This window comes from Streptomyces sp. NPDC093089 (genome assembly GCF_044754405.1).
Lineage (GTDB): Bacteria > Actinomycetota > Actinomycetes > Streptomycetales > Streptomycetaceae > Streptomyces.
Genome location: NZ_JBIVPA010000031.1, coordinates 1 through 19865, shown reverse-complemented (window position 1 = coordinate 19865; position 19865 = coordinate 1). Strand labels below are relative to the sequence as shown.

Annotated in this window: 17 protein-coding genes, 1 pseudogene and 1 riboswitch; of the genes and pseudogenes, 13 read left to right on the top strand and 5 right to left on the bottom strand. The window is 71.0% G+C overall.

The genetic code is table 11. The features are described 5' to 3' along the window. Positions 1–188: 188 nt before the first annotated feature. From ACIQFX_RS38965 to ACIQFX_RS38920, 10 genes are all read left to right on the top strand, one after another. Positions 189–797, top strand: a complete 609-nt coding sequence (locus ACIQFX_RS38965) for a CDP-alcohol phosphatidyltransferase family protein (protein WP_367827872.1) — start codon at positions 189–191, stop codon at positions 795–797. Between the two features lie 115 nt (positions 798–912). Beyond that, positions 913–3408, top strand: a complete 2496-nt coding sequence (locus ACIQFX_RS38960) for a sugar phosphate nucleotidyltransferase (protein ID WP_402473312.1) — start codon at positions 913–915, stop codon at positions 3406–3408. A gap of 100 nt (positions 3409–3508) precedes the next feature. Then, entirely contained in the window at positions 3509–4435 is a 927-nt protein-coding gene (locus tag ACIQFX_RS38955) for a DUF881 domain-containing protein (RefSeq protein ID WP_402473310.1), read from the top strand. Further along, a complete protein-coding gene (locus ACIQFX_RS38950; protein WP_033211936.1) occupies positions 4432–4764 on the top strand; it encodes a small basic family protein in 333 nt (110 codons plus the stop codon). The genes ACIQFX_RS38955 and ACIQFX_RS38950 overlap by 4 nt, the downstream gene beginning before the upstream one ends. Positions 4765–4769: 5 nt before the next feature. After that, positions 4770–5816, top strand: a complete 1047-nt coding sequence (locus ACIQFX_RS38945) for a DUF881 domain-containing protein (protein ID WP_402473308.1) — start codon at positions 4770–4772, stop codon at positions 5814–5816. A 79-nt stretch (positions 5817–5895) separates the two neighbouring features. After that, positions 5896–6831, top strand: coding sequence for an FHA domain-containing protein (locus tag ACIQFX_RS38940; protein WP_402473315.1), 936 nt, complete (start codon positions 5896–5898; stop codon positions 6829–6831). 30 nt (positions 6832–6861) lie between these two features. Beyond that, on the top strand, positions 6862–7605 hold the full coding sequence (locus ACIQFX_RS38935) for a MerR family transcriptional regulator (protein WP_402473306.1): 744 nt from the start codon (positions 6862–6864) through the stop codon (positions 7603–7605). A 53-nt stretch (positions 7606–7658) separates the two neighbouring features. Further along, positions 7659–8132, top strand: coding sequence for a bifunctional nuclease family protein (locus tag ACIQFX_RS38930; protein WP_017238433.1), 474 nt, complete (start codon positions 7659–7661; stop codon positions 8130–8132). Between the two features lie 192 nt (positions 8133–8324). Further along, positions 8325–8942 carry a MerR family transcriptional regulator gene (locus ACIQFX_RS38925; protein WP_402473304.1) on the top strand — a complete coding sequence of 206 codons (618 nt, stop codon included), beginning with the start codon at positions 8325–8327 and terminating at the stop codon, positions 8940–8942. Between the two features lie 75 nt (positions 8943–9017). After that, on the top strand, positions 9018–10433 hold the full coding sequence (locus ACIQFX_RS38920; protein ID WP_402473301.1) for a DNA polymerase IV: 1416 nt from the start codon (positions 9018–9020) through the stop codon (positions 10431–10433). Between the two features lie 334 nt (positions 10434–10767). Here ACIQFX_RS38920 and ACIQFX_RS38915 read toward each other — a convergent pair whose 3' ends face one another. Further along, on the bottom strand, positions 10768–11142 hold the full coding sequence (locus ACIQFX_RS38915; protein WP_376489928.1) for a PRC-barrel domain-containing protein: 375 nt from the start codon (positions 11140–11142) through the stop codon (positions 10768–10770). A 113-nt stretch (positions 11143–11255) separates the two neighbouring features. After that, positions 11256–11355: riboswitch (glycine riboswitch) on the top strand. A 179-nt stretch (positions 11356–11534) separates the two neighbouring features. Here ACIQFX_RS38915 and gcvP point away from each other — a divergent pair. After that, positions 11535–14420 (top strand): aminomethyl-transferring glycine dehydrogenase, encoded by a 2886-nt coding sequence (gene gcvP, locus ACIQFX_RS38910; protein ID WP_402473297.1) that lies wholly within the window; start codon positions 11535–11537, stop codon positions 14418–14420. 78 nt (positions 14421–14498) lie between these two features. Here the strand turns inward: gcvP and ACIQFX_RS38905 are convergent, their stop codons facing one another. Then, on the bottom strand, positions 14499–14705 hold the full coding sequence (locus ACIQFX_RS38905; RefSeq protein WP_116162112.1) for a DUF5999 family protein: 207 nt from the start codon (positions 14703–14705) through the stop codon (positions 14499–14501). 332 nt (positions 14706–15037) lie between these two features. After that, positions 15038–15628, bottom strand: coding sequence for a hypothetical protein (locus tag ACIQFX_RS38900; protein WP_402473294.1), 591 nt, complete (start codon positions 15626–15628; stop codon positions 15038–15040). 491 nt (positions 15629–16119) lie between these two features. Between ACIQFX_RS38900 and ACIQFX_RS38895 the strand changes: the two genes are divergently transcribed. Together ACIQFX_RS38895 and ACIQFX_RS38890 are read left to right on the top strand one after the other, a co-directional pair. Further along, entirely contained in the window at positions 16120–17619 is a 1500-nt protein-coding gene (locus tag ACIQFX_RS38895; protein WP_402473291.1) for a glutamate--cysteine ligase, read from the top strand. A 180-nt stretch (positions 17620–17799) separates the two neighbouring features. Beyond that, positions 17800–18582, top strand: a complete 783-nt coding sequence (locus ACIQFX_RS38890; protein WP_402473289.1) for a CPBP family intramembrane glutamic endopeptidase — start codon at positions 17800–17802, stop codon at positions 18580–18582. A 109-nt stretch (positions 18583–18691) separates the two neighbouring features. Here ACIQFX_RS38890 and ACIQFX_RS38885 read toward each other — a convergent pair whose 3' ends face one another. Both ACIQFX_RS38885 and ACIQFX_RS38880 read right to left on the bottom strand, forming a co-directional pair. After that, positions 18692–19501 (bottom strand): PhzF family phenazine biosynthesis protein, encoded by an 810-nt coding sequence (locus ACIQFX_RS38885; protein WP_402473286.1) that lies wholly within the window; start codon positions 19499–19501, stop codon positions 18692–18694. A 196-nt stretch (positions 19502–19697) separates the two neighbouring features. After that, positions 19698–19865: pseudogene (locus ACIQFX_RS38880) on the bottom strand (ABC transporter permease); the annotation flags it as partial.

Here is a 19865-nt window from a genome sequence, read left to right as displayed (position 1 = left end):
CTGCAGGGGGGACCCTGTGGGAGAGTAGGACGCCGCCGAACAATCATTAGCCTCAACCCCCGGACATTGTCCGGGGGTTGAGGCATTTTTGCGTTGGGGTGGCGGAAGGGGCCCCGTGCGGGGGGAGGGGGTCGCTGAGGGTAAGGTCGGGGGGCAATGTCGGCACCAGCCCAGCAGGAGGCCCCCGGGTGGAGGTCCAGGAGACTCGCGTTCAGACGGACCGGGTCCTCACCATCCCCAACATTCTCAGCATGGCGCGCCTCGCCGGCGTGCCGCTGTTTCTGTGGCTGATTCTCCGTCCGGAGTTCGGCGGGCCCAACAGCGACGGGTGGGCGCTCCTCGTCCTGATGCTCAGCGGTGTCAGCGACTATCTCGACGGCAAGCTCGCCCGGCGCTGGAACCAGATCAGCAACCTCGGCCGGCTGCTCGATCCGGCCGCCGACCGGCTGTACATCCTGTCGACGCTCGTGGGACTCACCTGGCGGGAGATCCTGCCGCTGTGGCTGACCGCCGCGCTTCTGGCGCGCGAGGCCATGCTGCTGGTCATGGTGGGAATCCTCCGGAGGCACGGCTACCCGCCGCCGCAGGTGAACTTCCTCGGGAAAGCTGCGACTTTCAACCTGATGTACGCGTTCCCGTTGCTGCTTCTCAGTGACGGAACGGGCTGGCTTTCGTCACTCGCTGAAGTTTTCGGGTGGGCCTTCGCCGGATGGGGTACAACTCTGTATTGGTGGGCAGGGATCCTCTACGTGGTCCAGGTCCGTCGACTCGTGAAGGCGGATACATCGGCCGATTGAGCCCGTCCGTCCTGTGTCGAGCAGCGTCGCCGGCAACAACGAGGACATCCGAGGGCTACTAGCGGACAGGTGAAGTCGGCAGGACCGTCGTCTCTTCAAGGAGGACGCTTCCGACATGAAGGCCGTCGTGATGGCCGGTGGCGAAGGAACACGCCTTCGCCCGATGACCTCGAGCATGCCCAAGCCTCTGTTGCCGGTGGTGAACCGGCCGATCATGGAGCACGTCCTACGACTGCTCAAGAGGCACGGTCTCAACGAGACCGTCGTCACCGTGCAGTTTCTCGCCTCGCTCGTCAGGAACTACTTCGGCGACGGCGAGGAGCTCGGTATGGAGCTCACGTATGCCAACGAGGAGAAGCCACTCGGTACAGCGGGAAGTGTGAAGAACGCCGAGGAAGCGTTGAAGGACGACGCTTTTCTCGTCATCTCGGGTGACGCGCTCACCGACTTCGACCTGACCGATCTGATCTCTTTCCACAAGGAGAAGGGCGCCCTCGTCACGGTCTGCCTGACCAGGGTGCCGAATCCGCTGGAATTCGGGATCACGATCGTCGACGAAGAGGGAAAGGTCGAGCGCTTCCTGGAGAAACCCACCTGGGGGCAGGTCTTCTCGGACACCGTGAACACGGGTATCTACGTGATGGAGCCCGAGGTCTTCGACTACGTCGAGGCGGACGTTCCGGTGGACTGGTCGGGAGATGTCTTTCCGCGGCTCATGAAGGACGGCAAGCCGATCTACGGCTATGTCGCCGAGGGCTACTGGGAGGACGTCGGCACCCATGAGAGCTATGTGAAGGCCCAGGCCGACGTCCTGGAGGGCAAGGTCCAGGTCGACATCGACGGCTTCGAGATCTCACCGGGGGTCTGGGTCGCCGAGGGTGCCGAGGTGCATCCCGACGCCGAGCTGCGCGGGCCGCTGTACATCGGTGACTACGCCAAGGTCGAGGCCGGTGCCGAGGTCCGTGAGCACACGGTCATCGGCTCGAACGTCGTCGTCAAGAGCGGTGCCTTCCTGCACAAGGCCGTCGTGCACGACAACGTGTACATCGGCCAGCAGAGCAATCTGCGCGGCTGCGTGATCGGGAAGAACACCGACATCATGCGGGCCGCCCGGATCGAGGACGGGGCCGTCATCGGGGACGAGTGCCTGATCGGTGAGGAATCGATCGTGCAGGGCAACGTCCGGGTGTACCCGTTCAAGACGATCGAGGCCGGCGCCTTCGTCAACACGTCGGTCATCTGGGAGTCCCGGGGACAGGCCCATCTCTTCGGGGCGCGGGGCGTCTCCGGGATCCTGAACGTGGAGATCACGCCCGAGCTGGCCGTGCGGCTGGCGGGGGCGTACGCCACGACCCTGAAGAAGGGGGCGACCGTCACCACCGCGCGTGACCACTCCAGGGGTGCGCGGGCGCTGAAGAGAGCCGTGATCTCGGCGCTGCAGGCCAGTGCCATCGACGTACGGGACCTGGAGAACGTGCCGCTGCCGGTGGCGCGGCAGCAGACCGCGCGGGGAAGCGCCGGCGGGATCATGGTGCGGACCTCGCCCGGAGTGCCGGACTCCGTGGACATCATGTTCTTCGACGAACGGGGGGCGGACCTCTCGCAGGGCGGGCAGCGGAAGCTCGACCGGGTGTTCGCGCGGCAGGAGTACCGGCGGGCCTTCCCCGGGGAGATCGGTGACCTGTCGTTCCCGGCGAGCGTGTTCGACTCGTACACCGGCTCGCTGCTGAGGAACGTCGACACCTCCGGGATCGCCGAGGCGGGACTGAAGGTCGTCGTGGACGCCTCCAACGGAAGTGCGGGGCTCGTGCTGCCCAGCCTGCTCGGGCGGCTCCAGGTCGACTCGCTGACGATCAACCCCGGGCTCGACGAGTCGCGGCCCACCGAGTCGGCCGAGAGCCGGCGGGCCGGGCTCGTGCGGCTGGGGGAGATCGTGGCTTCGGCGCGGGCCGCGTTCGGGGTGCGGTTCGATCCGGTCGGCGAGCGGCTCTCGCTCGTGGACGAGCGGGGGCGGATCATCGAGGACGACCGCGCGCTCCTGGTGATGCTCGACCTGGTGGCGGCCGAGCGGCGATCGGGGCGGGTCGCGCTGCCCGTGACGACCACGCGGATCGCGGAGCAGGTCGCCGCGTACCACGGCACGCAGGTGGAGTGGACGACGACCTCGCCGGACGACCTCACGAGGGTCGGACGGGAGGAGTCGACGATCTTCGGCGGTGACGGGCGCGGCGGGTTCATCGTGCCCGAGTTCAGCAGCGTCTTCGACGGGGCCGCCGCGTTCGTGCGGCTGATCGGGCTGGTGGCGCGGACACAGCTCACGTTGAGCCAGATCGACGCACGGATCCCGCGGGCGCACGTCCTCAAGAAGGACATCGCGACCCCGTGGGCCGTGAAGGGGCTGGTGATGCGCCGGGTGGTCGAGGCGGCGGGCAGCCGGTCCGTGGACACCACCGACGGGGTACGGGTGGTCGAGGCGGACGGGCGCTGGGTGATGGTGCTGCCCGACCCCGCCGAGGCCGTCACCCATCTGTGGGCGGAAGGGCCCGACGACGCCTCCGCCCAGGCACTGCTCGACGAGTGGGCCGAGGTGGTCGACAGCGCAGGTCGCTGACGGATCGAAGTCTCAGGCCGGGAGGCGCCCGCGGGGTGTCTCCCGGCCTGAGACGGGGGGCATTCGGCGGTAGGCCGTACGACGTGCGACGATGTGCGGCATGTCGCAGCAGCCCCCCGTTCGGAGCACCGGATCACCGCCGCCGCGCCCGGACGCGTCGATGTCGCTGCTGAACAACGTGATGGACCACGCGCTCGACGACGGCTACGCCGAGGCGACGGCCCGGCGCGCGGCCGACGGCACCGGGCTGCCCCGCAGCCTGCGCGCCAAGCTCGGCGTCGCGGCCGGCCTCCTGCTCGCGGCCGCGGTGGTGACCGTCGGCGCGGCCGAGGCACGGATCTCCGCGCCGGTCGTCGCCAAGGAGCGGCAGGAGCTGATCGACCGGATCGAGGCGGAGACCTCGACCGCGGATCGGCTGGAGCAGGACATCGAGCGGATCCGGAGCGAGGTCGGGAGCCGCCAGCGGCAGGCGCTGCAGCAGCACGGCGGCGACCAGGCCGAGCTCGTGGCACTGCTCTCGGGTGCGACCGCGGTCCACGGGCCCGGTGTGAAGCTCGTGATCGACGACGCCAAGGGCACCGACACCGGTGGCGGCGGGCCGAGGGAGAGCAGCGGCTTCTCCGACACGGGCCGGGTGCGCGACCGGGACATGCAGCGCGTGATCAACGGGCTGTGGGAGTCGGGCGCCGAGGCCGTCGCGATCAACGGGCAGCGGCTGACGTCGCTGTCCGCGATCAGGGCCGCGGGCGACGCCATACTGGTCGACAACCGGCCGCTGGTGCCGCCGTACACCGTCCTCGCGATCGGGGACGGGCAGCGGCTGAGCACCGCGTTCCAGGACAGCGCCGACGGGCAGTACCTGCATGCGCTGGTGGAGAACTTCGGGATCAGGAGCGGCATCTCGGCCGAGGGCGATGTGAGCCTGCCGGCCGCGCCGAGTCTGACCGTACGTACCGCAGAGCCGAGGGGGGCCGGGGCGACGCCGTCCGGTCGGGCCACGGCCGACACAGGGAAGGGCACATCGTGATCGCCGTACTGGGCCTGATCGTCGGAGTCGTGGTCGGACTGTTGGTCCGTCCCGAGGTTCCGGCGGTGGTCGAGCCCTATCTTCCGATCGCCGTGGTCGCCGCCCTCGACGCGGTGTTCGGCGGCTTCAGGGCCATGCTCGACGGCATCTTCGTCGACAAGGTCTTCGTGGTGTCGTTCCTGTCGAACGTGGTCGTGGCCGCGCTGATCGTCTTCCTCGGCGACAAGCTGGGCGTGGGCGCGCAGCTGTCGACCGGTGTGGTCGTCGTGCTCGGCATCCGGATCTTCTCCAACGCGGCCGCCATCCGGCGCCACGTCTTCCGGGCGTGAGGCCGATGAGCGAGAACCCCCAGAACCCCGAGAACCCCCGGAAGCCCGAGAACCCCCGGAAGCCCGAGGTCTCCGAGAACCCGGAGACCGCCGGGAACGCGGAGGTCTCCGAGAACGCGGAGACCGCCGAGAAGCCCGTGGGCTCCGAGGGTGCCGACGGTGCCGAGAGCCCGCGGACGTCTGAGCGGCGGGTGCCGGAGGAGCCGCGGAAGGCCGAGGGCGCCGGGAAGCCGGACGCCGGGCCCGTGGTGCCGGAAGGTGCCGCGGAGGACGATGCCGTGCGTGAGGACGTCCCGGGTTCCGCGGCGCCGGCCGCGGAACCCGCGGCCGAGTCGAACGGGCGGCGGAGGCTGGCCTCCGCGCTGTGGCCGCCGCGGGTGACGCGGGCCCAACTCATCGTCGCGCTCCTGCTGTTCGTCCTCGGTCTGGGTCTGGCCATCCAGGTCTCCTCGACCAGTGAGAACAGCGCCCTGCGCGGCGCGCGCCAGGAGGACCTGGTGCGGATCCTCGACGAGCTCGACGACCGCACGCAGCGCCTGGAGGACGAGCAGGCCCGGCTGGAGAAGCAGCGCTCCGAGCTGGAGTCCAGCTCGGACCAGGCCGAGGAGGCGCGCAAGCAGACCCAGGAGAAGGAGCAGCAGCTCGGCATCCTGGCCGGTACGGTCGCCGCCCAGGGGCCCGGCATCACCCTGACCATCGGCGATCCCAGCGGGGCCGTCGAGTCGGACATGCTGCTCGACGCCATCCAGGAGCTGCGCGCGGCGGGTGCCGAGGCGATCCAGGTCAACGGTGTGCGCGTGGTCGCGGACAGTTATTTCACCGGCAGCGGTGAAGACATGCAGATCGATGGAACGAAGGTGGGTGCTCCGTACGTCTTCAAGGTCATCGGCAAGCCGGAGGATCTCGAGCCCGCGCTCAACATTCCCGGCGGTGTCGTGCAGACCCTGGAGAAGGAGCAGGCCACGGCCACGGTGGAGCGGTCGGCGAAGATCGTCGTCGACGCCTTGCGACCCGCGAAGCGGCCTGACTACGCTCAGTCGTCCTCGCAGTGAGAGGGGACGAGAGGGTCCCGCGACATGGGCACGGCGTTGCGGGGGGTCGGCGCACCACAACGGTGGTGCGTGGTGGAAACTGTCCGGAGGATACGGACGTTGTGAAGGTGTCCGGGTCGGCAGGTGTGAGGGATTTCGGTTCGTCCTGCCCCACGGGCGGGTCTGTTTCGGTCAAGGGGAATCGCCCGTGAGTTTTTTTGCGAAGTTGTTCGGCAAGAGCGGACGCGAGGACGGCGGCAACGCCCGGCACCGCGCGCCGCGCCACGCCCAGGAGGAGGATCAGGGCGGCGAGCGCCCGTTGTTCCGCGATGAGGTCGGTGGCGGTGACATTCCGGGCACTCAGGGCGCGTCGGCTGTTGACCCCGCCGGGGCCGCCCGCATAGGTTTCGGAGAACCATCAACCTCAAGTACGGGTGGAGGGTTTACCCCCGATCCGTACGCGACACAGACCTCCGCGGGGATGCCGCGACAGGAGGACGCGTCCATGCCGGTGTGTACGAGGTGCGGTCACCGCAACACGGCCGACAGCCGCTTCTGCTCCCACTGCGGCACGCCGCTGCGGGGCGGGGTCGCCGCCGAGCGCGCGTCGGAGACGACGTCGACGATCTCCATCTCGGGCCTCGAGGCGTACGACGCCGAGGTCACCGGCCAGACGCAGCTGCCGTCGCTCTCTCCCGAGGCGCTGGCGGCCGTGGAGGCGCTGCCCCTGGGCTCCGCGCTCCTCGTGGTGCGCCGGGGACCGAACTCCGGCAGCCGGTTCCTGCTCGACGGCGAGCTGACCACGGCCGGCCGTCACCCGCAGAGCGACATCTTCCTGGACGACTTCACGGTCTCCAGGCGCCACGTCGAGTTCCGCCGGGCGCAGGACGGCAGCTTCACCGTCGCCGACGTCGGCAGCCTCAACGGCACGTACGTCAACCGTGAGCCGATCGACTCGGTCGTTCTGTCCAACGGCGACGAGGTGCAGATCGGCAAGTACCGGCTGGTCTTCTACTCGAGCCAGCGAGGCGTGTGACGCCTCGGAGAAGCCCTTCAGGGAAGGTTCATGCTGCGAACACCGACGGGCGGTGCCGGATCCGGCACCGCCACCGCGGGCGACCGACTGGTCAGCATCGGCACGGTGCTGAACCAGCTGCGCGACGAATTTCCCGAAGTGACGATCTCCAAGATCCGGTTCCTGGAGGCCGAGGGGCTGGTCGAGCCCCGGCGGACGGCCTCCGGATACCGGAAGTTCAGCCCGCAGGACGTGGAGCGGCTCGCCCAGATCCTGCGGATGCAGCGGGACCACTACCTTCCGCTGAAGGTCATCCGTGAGCACCTCGACGCGCTCGCCCGCGGGGAGGAGATCAAGCTCCCGGCGCCCGGGCGCCGGCGGGACCTCCTCGAGGGCGCCTGGGAGCAGGACGCGGAGCCGCCGACCGCCGTGCGGATCGGGCGGGCCGAGCTGATCGCCGCTGCCGAGGTGACCGAGGCCGAGCTCGCCGAGTGGGAGTCGTACGGTCTGATCGCCGAGACGGAGGGCGGGGGCTACGACGCGGAGAGCGTGACGGTCGCCAGGCTCGTAGCGGATCTGGGGAGATTCGGACTGGAACCCCGGCACCTGCGGGCCGTGAAGGCCGCCGCCGATCGGGAGGCCGGGCTCATCGAACAGGTGGTCGCGCCGCTGCGCCGGCACCGGAACCCGCAGACCAGGGCCCATGCGGAGGCCACCGCGCACGAGCTCGCCGCGCAGTCCGTACGGCTGCACGCGGCGCTGGTGCAGACGGCTCTGGGCATCCGGCTGCAGTGACGCGGGGAGGGCCCGACTATCCAAACCGGTCGGGCACGTCCTAGGGTTGCTGTGTGAACGAGCTCGACGTTGTGGGTGTCCGGGTGGAAATGCCCTCCAACCAGCCGATCGTGCTCCTGCGTGAAGTGGGAGGCGATCGGTACCTCCCCATCTGGATCGGACCGGGGGAGGCGACCGCGATCGCCTTCGCCCAGCAGGGGATGGCGCCGCCGCGGCCGCTGACGCACGACCTGTTCAAGGACGTGCTGGAGGCCGTGGGACAGGAGCTCACCGAAGTCCGCATCACGGATCTGCGTGACGGGGTCTTCTACGCCGAGCTGGTGTTCGCCAGCGGCGTCGAGGTGAGCGCGCGCCCGTCCGACGCGATAGCGCTGGCCCTGCGGACCGGGACGCCGATCTTCGGCAGTGACGGTGTGCTGGACGACGCCGGCATCGCGATTCCGGATGAGCAGGAGGACGAGGTGGAGAAGTTCCGCGAGTTCCTCGACCAGATCTCACCGGAGGACTTCGGGACCAACAGCCAGTGAGGCGCGACGCCGCGGCCTACGGCCGTTCGCGGGGTGCTGTCAGAGCATTCGAGTAGCCTTTCCCCGGCGAGAGATGAGGGAAACCACTCTCAGGGTGATTATCACTCGGCGTGCCGAGTGTGGCGATCGTTGACGCACCCCAAGTGACTGCCTACCTTCGTGTGGGCAGGTCAAGGACGGAGGGTCGGCGTGATGAGCAGCGCGGACGGTACGGCAGGAAGCTCGCTCGGACGCGCGTCCGGGGAGAGCGGCCCGTATCCGCTTCACGGCAGTGTGGGCGACTTCGGGACGGACGCGAGTGCGGGCGCGGCGGACGAGGCGGTCGGCTACCGCGGACCGACGGCCTGCGCGGCCGCCGGGATCACCTATCGCCAACTGGACTACTGGGCGCGCACCGGGCTCGTGGAGCCGAGCGTGCGGCCCGCGTACGGGTCGGGGACGCAGCGGCTGTACAGCTTCCGCGACGTCGTCGTACTGAAGATCGTCAAGCGCTTCCTCGACACCGGGGTGGCGCTGCAGAACATCAGGGCCGCGGTGCAGCACCTGCGTGCCCGGGGCTTCCGCGACCTGGAGCGGATGACGCTCATGAGCGACGGGGCCACGGTCTACGAGTGCTCCTCGCCGGACGAGGTCGTCGACCTGCTCCAGGGCGGGCAGGGCGTCTTCGGGATCGCCGTCGGGGTCGTGTGGCGGGACGTCGAGGCGGCGCTGTCGCAGCTGCACGGGGAGCGCGTCGACACGGGCGAGACGCTCGTCGGGCACAACCCGGGGGACGAGCTCGCGAGGCGGCGGCGCGACAAGGCCGTCTGAACGGAACCCCGGCTTTCGCGGCCCCGCCGACTCGGTGCGGGGCCGTTGTCAGTGGCGTAAGGCAGCATCGGAACCGTGAGAGCCGCGCCGACGATCCTGCACCTCGACATGGATGCGTTCTTCGCCGCCGCAGAGCAGGCGGCGAAACCCAGCCTGCGCGGAAAGCCCGTCGTGGTCGGCGGCCTGGGGCCGCGGGGTGTGGTCGCCACGGCCTCCTACGAGGCGCGGCGCTTCGGGGTGCACTCGGCGATGCCGATGGGGCAGGCCCGGCGGCTCGCGCCGAACGCCGCCTATCTGGTGCCGCGGTTCGCGTTCTACCGGTCGATCAGCGAGCAGGTGATGGAGCTGCTGGGCCGGCTGTCGCCGCTGGTGGAGCCGCTCAGCCTGGACGAGGCGTTCGTCGACCTGGAGGCCGGGGGTGTCGCCGACGGCAGTGCGAGCGCGCGGGCCGCGGGGGAGCGGCTGCGGGCCGACATCCTGGCGACGACGGGGCTGACGGGGTCCGTGGGGCTCGCGGGCTCGAAGATGATCGCGAAGATCGCGTCCGAGGAGGCCAAGCCGAACGGGCTCGTGCTCATCGAGCCCGGCACCGAGAGGGAGCTGCTGGGGCCGAGGTCCGTGCGGATCCTGCCCGGGGTCGGGCCCGCTACCGGTGAGCACCTGCGGCGGGCCGGGATGACCACAGTGTCCGATCTCGCGGGGGCGGGCGAGGACGAGCTCGTACGGCTCCTGGGGAGGGCGCACGGGACCTCGCTGTACCGGATGGCCCAGGGGTACGACGACCGGCCCGTGGTGGCCGAGCGGGACGCGAAGTCGGTGTCGGTCGAGGACACGTTCGACGTGGACCTGCACGACCGGGTGCGGATCAAGGTCGAGGTGGAGCGGCTCGCCGAGCGGTGCGTGGGGCGGCTGCGGGCCTCGGGGCACTCGGGTCGGACCATCGTCCTCAAGGTGCGGCGGTACGACTTCTCGACGCTGACCCGGTCCGAGACGCTGCGGGGACCCACGGACGATCCCGGCGTCGTACGGGAGGCGGTGGGGCGCCTCCTGGAGGCCGTGGACACGACCGGGGGCGTGCGGCTGCTCGGGGTGGGGGTGAGCGGGCTCGCCGACTACACGCAGGAGGACCTGTTCGCGCAGGCGGGTGCGGGTGTGGGGCCGGGGGCGTCCCTGGGATCGGGCGAGGGCTCGGACGCGGGGGACGTGGCGGAAGGGGCTGGGGGCCCCTCCAGGGCCCCTGTGGCGGACACGGAGGACGTGCAGGGCGTCGAGGGCGGGGGAGGGGCCACCGGGCCCGTGGAGAGGCACTGGGCGCCCGGGCGGGACGTACGGCACGCGGTGCACGGGGCCGGGTGGGTGCAGGGCAGCGGGCTGGGACGGGTCACCGTCCGGTTCGAGGAGCCGGGGTCGGCCGCGCCTGGGCGGGTCCGGACGTTCGCCGTCGACGATCCGGACCTGGAGGAGGGGGAGCCGCTGCCGTTGGTGGGGTGAGAGCGGCCGGGGGGCCGGGGTCTGGACCTGGGGCGGCTGTGGGCTGCCTCGGTGGAGTGCGCGCTGGGACCACGGGCCGCCTGCTGCGGGCTGGTGCGGCGCGGGGGTGCGTTGCGCGTGGGGCTTCCCGGGCGGGGGCGTGTGCCGGGGCCGCTCGGGCTGCCTGCCGCGGGCTGGTGAGGATGGGGCGACCCGTGAGCGCGCTGCGTGCGGGGCTTCCCTGGCGGGGGAGGGCGTGCCGGGGTGACCGCGCCGCCTGCCGCGTGCTCGTGCGGGTGGGGGCGGCGCGGGTGTGTGCCGTGCGGTTCGGGGGTTTCTGGGCGGGCCGCGGGGGTCAGGTGCCGTCCTGGCCGGCGAGGCGGCCGAAGTCGGTGTCGGGGTAGTCGGCGGGCGACGGCGGCAGGGTGAGGCTGTAGTGGCGATAGAGCTGGAGCTCCTGCTCCGGGGACAGGTGGCGGCCGACGCCGAAGTCGGGGGCGTCCTTGATGAGTGAGCGCTCGTAGGGGATGTGGAGGCCGTCGGCGAGGAGATCGCTGGGCTCCAGGGGGACGAAGGCGTCCCTGCTGAAGAGGCCGGTGCGGACGGCGGCCCATTCCGGGATGCCGGTCGCGTCGTCGAGGTACACCTCGTCCACGGTGCCGATCTTGTGTCCGTTCCGGTCGAACGCCTTGCGGCCGATCAGGCTGCGCGGATCGATGTCGGTCTGCACGGTCCCTCCAACTGGTCGCAACTGCTCTACACCCCTACGAAAGTGCACAACTGGGATGTCGGCCACTTGAGCGAAGGAAGCCACAACCGCGCTGGTAGGCTGGTTGTGGCTGTCGACCCCGTGCGGGAGAGTCCCCCGGAGAAACCTTCCGGGGGGCGCCGAAGGAGCAAATCCTCCCCGGAATCTCTCAGGCCCCTGTACCGCGCGGACGAGGTCACTCTGGAAAGCAGAGCGGTGCCCCGGCGGCACGCGCTCTCACCGACGGTGAAAGCCGGACCGCCCCGAGGGCGTGCCGGTGAAACTCTCAGGTTGAGATGACAGAGGGGGAGGCCGTCCGGGTACCCGCGCCGTGGTGCCCCTCGCAGGTCGTGACGACCAGGAGGCCTCCGTACATGACCGCCAACCGCATTCCGCTCTCCGAGCTCGAGCAGGGCATCCCGTTCGAGCAGCGGCACATCGGGCCCGACGCCGAGGCGCGCGCCAAGATGCTCGCCCAGGTCGGTTACGGCTCGCTCGACGAGCTCACCGCCGCCGCGGTGCCGGACGTGATCAAGAACGCCGAGGCGCTGGGTCTGCCCGCCGCCCGCACCGAGGCCGAGGTCCTCGCCGAGCTGCGTACGCTCGCCGACCGCAACCAGGTCCTCGCCCCGATGATCGGCCTCGGCTACTACGGCACCTTCACCCCGCCGGTCATCCTGCGCAACGTCATGGAGAACCCGGCCTGGTACACGGCGTACACGCCCTACCAGCCGGAGATCTCCCAGGGCCGCCTGGAGGCCCTGCTGAACTTCCAGACGATGGTCGCCGACCTGACCGGTCTGCCCACCTCCGGCGCCTCCCTCCTCGACGAGGGCACCGCCGCCGCCGAGGCCATGGCGCTCTCCCGCCGTGTCGGCAAGGTCAAGAACGGCGTCTTCCTCATCGACGCCGACGCCCTGCCGCAGACGATCGCCGTCATCGAGACCCGCGCCGAGCCGACCGGTGTCGAGGTCGTCGTCGCCGACCTGAGCGAGGGCATCCCCGCCGAGGTCGCCGAGCGCGGCGTCTTCGGCGTGCTCCTCCAGTACCCGGGTGCCTCCGGTGCCGTCCGCGACATCAAGCCGCTGATCGACGCCGCCCACGAGCTGGGTGCGATCGTCACCGTCGCCGCCGACCTGCTCGCGCTCACGCTGCTCACCTCGCCCGGTGAGCTCGGCGCCGACATCGCCGTCGGCACGACGCAGCGCTTCGGCGTGCCGATGGGCTTCGGCGGTCCGCACGCCGGCTACATGGCCGTCCAGGACAAGCACGCCCGCTCCCTGCCCGGCCGTCTGGTGGGCGTGTCCGTCGACGCCGACGGGAACCGCGCGTACCGCCTGGCCCTGCAGACCCGCGAGCAGCACATCCGCCGCGAGAAGGCCACCAGCAACATCTGCACCGCCCAGGTGCTGCTCGCCGTCATGGCCGGCATGTACGCCGTCTACCACGGCCCGGACGGCCTGAAGCAGATCGCGCAGCGCACGCACCGCTACGCCGCCATCCTCGCCGCGGGCCTGACCGCCGGGGGCGTCGAGCTCACCCAGGGCGCCTTCTTCGACACCCTCACCGCCCGCGTCCCGGGCAAGGCCGACGAGGTCGTGGCCGCCGCCCGCGAGGCCGGCGTGAACCTCCACCGCGTCGACGCCGACCTCGTGTCGATCTCGTGCGACGAGACCACTGGGCGCGAGCAGCTCGCCGCCGTGTGGGGCGCCTTCGGCGTCACCGCCGACGTCGAGGCCCTGGACACGGTCACCGAGGACACGCTGCCGGCCGCGCTGCTGCGCTCCGACGCGTACCTGACCCACCCGGTCTTCCACGCGCACCGCTCCGAGACCTCGATGCTGCGCTACCTGCGCAAGCTCGCGGACCGCGACTACGCGCTGGACCGCGGCATGATCCCGCTCGGCTCCTGCACGATGAAGCTGAACGCGACGACCGAGATGGAGCCGGTGACCTGGCCCGAGTTCGGCCAGATCCACCCCTTCGCCCCGGTCGAGCAGGCGCAGGGCTACGTCACGCTCATCACCGAGCTGGAGGAGCGCCTCGCCGAGGTCACCGGCTACGACAAGGTGTCGATCCAGCCCAACGCCGGTTCGCAGGGCGAGCTGGCCGGTCTGCTGGCCGTCCGCGCCTACCACCGCGCCAACGGCGACCTCCAGCGCACGGTCTGCCTCATCCCGTCCTCCGCGCACGGCACCAACGCCGCCTCCGCGGTGATGGCCGGCATGAAGGTCGTCGTCGTGAAGACCGCCGACGACGGCGAGGTCGACGTCGCGGACCTGCGGGCCAAGATCGAGCAGTACCGCGACGAGCTGTCCGTGCTGATGATCACCTACCCGTCCACGCACGGTGTGTTCGAGGAGCACGTCGCCGACATCTGCGCCGAGGTCCACGACGCCGGCGGTCAGGTGTACGTCGACGGCGCCAACCTCAACGCGCTGGTCGGTCTGGCCAAGCCGGGCAAGTTCGGCGGCGACGTCTCGCACCTGAACCTGCACAAGACCTTCTGCATCCCGCACGGCGGCGGCGGCCCCGGCGTCGGCCCGGTCGGCGTCCGCGCCCACCTCGCCCCGTACCTGCCGAACCACCCGCTCCAGCCCACCGCGGGCCCGGAGACCGGCGTCGGCCCGATCTCGGCCGCCCCGTGGGGCTCCGCCGGCATCCTGCCGATCTCCTGGTCGTACGTGCGCCTGATGGGCGGCGAGGGCCTCAAGCGCGCCACCCAGGTCGCCGTCCTCGCGGCGAACTACATCGCCAAGCGCCTCGAGCCGCACTTCCCGGTGCTCTACACCGGCCCGGCCGGCCTGGTCGCCCACGAGTGCATCGTGGACCTGCGTCCGCTCTCGAAGGAGACGGGGGTGACGGTCGACGACATCGCCAAGCGCCTCATCGACTACGGCTTCCACGCGCCGACGATGTCCTTCCCGGTGGCCGGCACGCTGATGATCGAGCCGACCGAGTCCGAGGACCTGACCGAGCTCGACCGCTTCTGCGACACGATGATCGCGATCCGCGGCGAGATCGAGAAGGTCGCCTCGGGCGTGTGGCCCGGCGACGACAACCCGCTGCACAACGCGCCGCACACCGCGGCCGCGCTGGGCGGCGAGTGGAACCACCCGTACACGCGTGACGAGGCGGTCTTCCCGGCCGGTGTCTCGGCCGCCGACAAGTACTGGCCGCCGGTGCGCCGCATCGACGGCGCCTTCGGCGACCGGAACCTGGTCTGCTCGTGCCCGCCCATGGACGAGTACGACAACTGAGCACGAGCCGAGGGCCGGTTCGGAGGATCTCCTCCGGGCCGGCCCTCGGCGTTTCCCTCGAACGGTGGCGCCGCCCGCTCAGGCGGCGGTGGTCACCTGGCCCGCGGTCAGCGGCCGGTGCGGTGCGATGATCTGCCCGTCCGGCAGCAGTTCGCCGGTGTCCTCGAAGAGCAGGACGCCGTTGCACAGCAGGCTCCAGCCCTGTTCCGGGTGGTGCGCCACGAGTCGGGCCGCCTCCCTGTCGGCGGAGTCGGCGGTAGGACAGGCAGGCTGGTGCTGGCACATGGGTGGGTTCTCTCGCTGCGTCGTAGTGGATGTCCTGCGGCTCTTCGCGCTCATCGCCGCCCCCGTCGGTCGGTTCGGTTCCGGTCCCAGTGTTGCCCCACGGACGGTCATCCGCAGGTATTTCGCGGCAGCTCGTCCTCTCTGGGGAAGACGCATCACCCGCAGGGGCGGTTCAGGTCAACTGCACGGTCTCTTCGGGTGGTTCGGGGGGGTCCGAGCGGGCTAGTCCGTACGGGAGGGGTGTTCGGGCGCTCCGTTCGGGCATGCGGTCCGGACAGCAGTGCGCCCCGTGACCCGGCCGGGTCGCGGGGCGGGGCGGCGCGTGCGGTGGATCAGGCGGGCGCCGCCGAGCCCAGGAGGGGCGGCGGCGCGAGACGCGTACTGAGGACGGGCAGGAGGTCGGCGACCTGGTAGGCCCGGTGGGCCGCGATCCCCGGCGGCGCGGGGGCGAGCGGCACCATCAGGTCGGCCGCGGCCGGGGCGACGGCGGTGCCTTCGGAGTCCGGGCCGACGTGCAGCCAGAGGGTCAGCATGTAGAGCTCCGGCACGGAGAGCAGCCGTGGTTCGTACGCGACGGGCAGCGCCTCCGCCTGGAGCAGGGCCCGTTCCGTGGCGGTGACGTACGGCCCCTCGAAGAAGTGCGAGAACGTCCAGCCGTCCGGGGTGAGCATGGTGTCCGCGGCGGCGATCGCGCGGTCCCCGTGCCGGATCAGGAAACGCCAGCCGGCGAGCCGGGTGCGGGGGGCGATTCCCGGTGCCCCGGCGACGCCGAGGACGTGCACGGGCAGCGGATGTTCGGGGCTCAGTGGTCCCTGCGCGGCCCGGAGGGCGGGCGTTCGGGCCTCGCGGACGGCTGTCGGCGAGCCGAGGGCCGCGAGGACACTGCGGAGGGCCGGCGCAGGGGCCGGGGAGGGTCGGAGCATGGTGGGTCGCCTCTCACTCAGGAGACACGGTGATGCGTGGGCAGGTACGACGGCGCTGTCGGCGGCGGGGCCAGAGAGGGGCCATGGGGCCATGGCCGGGCGCCAACACTCTGCCTCGTCCGCGGAGTTTATACGACACGTGTTCACACAGTGTTTCCGCTAGACGTCGCCGATATTCCTGGCAAGGCGTCATCAGGCCGTAATCAAGGGGAGTCGAAGCGGAATCGTGACCTTTCCGCCGCTCTCACCTGCGATTCTCACGCGGAGCCGGACGGCCGAATTCCGACCCCGCCCGACCCCGTGTTCCCCGGAAATAGGACATTGGTATATGTCGATTGTTCCATGACCTCGGAACGTGCCGGTGGAGCACTCCGTCCAGCCTATCGTCCGAAGAGCCGCATCCGCAGGCGTTGTGGATCAGCGGGCTGGGCATCATGGTCCCTGATACGCAGCCGTCGAAGGCGGCTGCCCGCTCGGGGAGGGACGCTTCGATGGGGGAGAAGGTCGTGGCCGACGGGTTCGGCCCGTCCGACCGGCAGCAGTACCGGAGAAAGCTCCAGCAGTGCCTCGCGGGACTCGCGAGACTGCTGGCGGAGAAGAGGTTCGACCGGCCGCGCAATCTCATGGGCGTGGAGATCGAACTCAATCTCGCCGGTCCCGACGGACTGCCCCGCATGCTGAACGCGCCCGTTCTCGAAAAGATCGCGAGCACCGATTTCCAGACCGAACTCGGATTGTTCAACCTCGAAGTGAACATCGCCCCCCACCAGCTGGACGGGCGCGTATTCGACCGGCTCGCGGAAGAGATCGGCACCGGCCTCGGATATGCCGACCGCAAGGCCGCCGAACTCGACGCGGGCGTCGTCATGATCGGCATACTGCCCACGCTCGCGCAGAGCGACCTGGTCTTCGAGAACCTGTCGGCCGCCGACCGCTACACGCTCCTCAACGACCAGATCCTCGCCGCCCGCGGCGAGGACTTCACGCTCGACATCCACGGCGTCGAACGGCTGCTCTGCACCTCGGAGTCGATCGTGCCCGAGGCGGCCTGCACCTCGGTGCAGCTCCACCTCCAGGTGACGCCCGCCCGGTTCGCCGCCGTGTGGAACGCGGCGCAGGCGGTGTCGGGCGTCCAGATCGCGCTCGGCGCCAACGCGCCCTTCGTCTTCGGCCGCGAACTGTGGCGCGAGTCCCGGCCGCCGCTGTTCCTGCAGGCCACCGACACCCGGCCGCCCGAGCTCCAGTCCCAGGGTGTCCGGCCGCGCACCTGGTTCGGGGAGCGGTGGGTGGACTCGGTGTACGACCTCTTCGAGGAGAACGTCCGCTACTTCCCCGCCCTGCTGCCCCTGTGCGACGACGAGGACCCGCTCCTCGTCCTCGACGACGGCGGGGTGCCGCGCCTCCAGGAACTCGTCCTGCACAACGGCACGATCTACCGCTGGAACCGGCCGGTGTACGGCTGGGTCGACGGCGTCCCGCACCTGCGCGTCGAGAACCGCGTCCTGCCGGCCGGCCCGACCGTCGCCGACGTGATCGCCAACGCCGCCTTCTACTACGGCCTCGTGCGCTCGCTCGCCGACGACCCCCGCCCGGTGTGGAAGCGGATGACCTTCGAGGACGCCGAGGCCAACTTCGACGCGGCCTGCCGCCACGGCATCGAGGCGGAACTGCGCTGGCCCCGGTCCGGCCGCGCGGGCGGGATCGCCACCGTGCCCGCCGTACGGCTCGTCCTCGACGAGCTGCTGCCGCTGGCCGCCGCCGGGCTCGACGCCTGGCACATCGAGCCGGCGGACCGCGACCACTACCTCGGGATCATCGAACAGCGCTGCCTGCGGCGGGTGAACGGCGCCTCCTGGCAGGCCGACACCTTCCACCAGGCCCTGGAGTCGGGCCTCGACCGCGAGGCCGCGCTCGCGGCGACCACCCTGCGCTACCGGACGCTCATGCAGGAGGGCGAGCCCGTGCACACCTGGCCCGTGGGCATCGACTGACGCCGAGGGCGCCCTCCCCCTCCCCGAGACCCGTCCACCCCCTCGGGCTTCCCGGCGGGCCATGGGTGATCATGTCAAGGTGGTCGCGTCCGGACCGGGGCCGACCCGTCCGGACGAGGCCGCCGGATCGGCGTGCGCCCGCGACGGGAAGTGGAGACAGGTGTGGTGTCGGAGCAATACGTGAGGGACGCTTCCCTGCCCCCGGGCGGTCTGCCGCGCAAGGTGCTGCGCTCCGAGACCCTGATCGTGCTGGCGCTCTCGCTCGGCGCGAGCGCGCTGTCGTCGCTCATCAGCTTCATCGGCTCGCTGACCAGGCCCGGTGCGCTGAAGGAGCAGGCGGCGACGCTCAACGGCTCGTACGCGCCGGGACGGCCGTGGCTGGACCTGTCCTGGCAGCTCTTCGGCATCGCCTCCGCGCTCGTGCCGGTCGTCCTCGTGGCCCACCTGCTGATGCGCGAGGGGGCCGGCATGCGGGCGATCGGCTTCGACCGGACCCGGCCGTGGCCCGACCTCGGCCGCGGGACCCTGGTCGCCGCGGGGATCGGGAGCGCGGGCCTCGCCTTCTACCTGGCCGCACAGGCCTCCGGGTTCAACCTGACCGTGGTGCCGGAGTCGCTGCCCGACGTGTGGTGGAAGTACCCGGTACTGATCCTCTCGGCGGTGCAGAACTCCGTCCTGGAGGAGGTCATCGTCGTCGGGTATCTGCTGCGCAGGCTCGGCCAGTTGGGGTGGACCCCGATGGCCGCGCTGGTGGCGAGCTCGGTGCTGCGCGGCTCGTACCACCTCTACCAGGGCATCGGCGGCTTCCTCGGCAACGTGGTGATGGGCGTGGTGTTCGTCCTCCTCTACCGCCGCTGGGGCCGGGTCGGACCGCTGGTCGTGGCACACGCGCTGCTCGACATCGTGGCCTTCGTCGGGTACGGGCTGCTGGCCGGGAAGGTGGGGTGGCTGCCCACGGGGTGACCGGGGCGGGCGCCGGAAGAGGGACCTGGGGGAGGGACCTCGGCAGGGGGACGTGAGACGAGGGGCGTACGGCCGGTCCGGCCGTACGCCCCTCGTCTGGTTCCGTACGTCAGGCGTGCAGGTCGCCGTCGATGACCGTCACGGCACGGCCGGTCAGCAGGGTGCGCTCGCCGCGCAGGCGGGTGCGGACGAGGCCGGTACGGGCGCCGCCCTGGAAGCCGGTGAGGTCCTCGCGGCCGAACCGGGCCGCCCAGTACGGGGCGAGGGCCGTGTGGGCGCTGCCGGTCACCGGGTCCTCGTCGATGCCGACGGCGGGGAAGAAGCCGCGGGAGACGAAGTCGTAGCCGCTGTCCGGGTGTTCGGCGGCCGCGGTGGCGATGACGCCCCGCGAGGAGAGCGCCGTGAGGGCGGCGAAGTCCGGGGTCAGGGAGCGGACCGTCGCCTCGTCGCGCAGTTCGACGACCAGGTCGCCGATGTGGGCGGCCGTGTCGTGGACGGCGACGACCTCGGCACCGAGCGCCTTCGCCAGGCCGTCGGGCACGGGGACGGGCGTCAGGGACGACGTCGGGAAGTCCATGGTGATCGTGCCGTCCGCCGCGGCGGTGGCGCCGAGGACACCGGAGCGGGTCGCGAAGCGGACGGTGCCGCTCGCCTTCCCGGTGGTGTGCAGGACGTGGGCCGTGGCCAGCGTCGCGTGGCCGCACATGTCGACCTCGGTGGTGGGGGTGAACCAGCGCAGGGCCCAGTCCGCGTCCCCGCCGGCCGGCAGCGGGTGGGCGAAGGCCGTCTCGGAGAGGTTGACCTCCGCGGCGACCTGCCGGAGCCAGGTGTCGTCCGGGAAGGAGTCCAGGAGCAGGACTCCGGCGGGGTTGCCGGAGAAGGGCCGGTCGGTGAAGGCGTCGACGATTCGGATGCGCATGCCACCGACCGTACAAGGGCCGGAAATCGGTAGGCCAAGGCCAATCGCCGAGAACTGGACCGGGCCCGCCCGGTTTCGTCGCCGTGCTGATGCCGTGCTGATGTCGTGGAGCGACGAGGCGAATGCCGCCGGGGCGGCGTAGGCCGACGGTTGTCGGTGTACGCCGCCCCGAGGTGGGGGTGGGGTGCGCTCCGGGTCACTTGGGGTCGCGGCCGAAGACCGACTTGGACCAGGCGTAGCCGAGGGCGGTGAGGGCGAGGCACCAGGCTACGGCGATCCAGCCGTTGTTGCCGATCTCGGTGCCGAGGAGGAGGCCGCGGAGGGTCTCGATGGCGGGGGTGAAGGGCTGGTACTGGGCGATCGG

Excerpts from the sequence above, each read along its gene's own strand:
- ACIQFX_RS38955 (WP_402473310.1), top strand. The coding sequence starts at position 3,509 with ATGTCGCAGCAGCCCCCCGTTCGGAGCACCGGATCACCGCCGCCGCGC.
- ACIQFX_RS38935 (WP_402473306.1), top strand. The coding sequence starts at position 6,862 with ATGCTGCGAACACCGACGGGCGGTGCCGGATCCGGCACCGCCACCGCG.
- ACIQFX_RS38885 (WP_402473286.1), bottom strand. The coding sequence starts at position 19,501 with ATGCGCATCCGAATCGTCGACGCCTTCACCGACCGGCCCTTCTCCGGC.
- gcvP (WP_402473297.1), top strand. The coding sequence starts at position 11,535 with ATGACCGCCAACCGCATTCCGCTCTCCGAGCTCGAGCAGGGCATCCCG.
- ACIQFX_RS38925 (WP_402473304.1), top strand. The coding sequence starts at position 8,325 with ATGAGCAGCGCGGACGGTACGGCAGGAAGCTCGCTCGGACGCGCGTCC.
- ACIQFX_RS38905 (WP_116162112.1), bottom strand. The coding sequence starts at position 14,705 with ATGTGCCAGCACCAGCCTGCCTGTCCTACCGCCGACTCCGCCGACAGG.
- ACIQFX_RS38945 (WP_402473308.1), top strand. The coding sequence starts at position 4,770 with ATGAGCGAGAACCCCCAGAACCCCGAGAACCCCCGGAAGCCCGAGAAC.
- ACIQFX_RS38960 (WP_402473312.1), top strand. The coding sequence starts at position 913 with ATGAAGGCCGTCGTGATGGCCGGTGGCGAAGGAACACGCCTTCGCCCG.
- ACIQFX_RS38900 (WP_402473294.1), bottom strand. The coding sequence starts at position 15,628 with ATGCTCCGACCCTCCCCGGCCCCTGCGCCGGCCCTCCGCAGTGTCCTC.
- ACIQFX_RS38895 (WP_402473291.1), top strand. The coding sequence starts at position 16,120 with ATGGGGGAGAAGGTCGTGGCCGACGGGTTCGGCCCGTCCGACCGGCAG.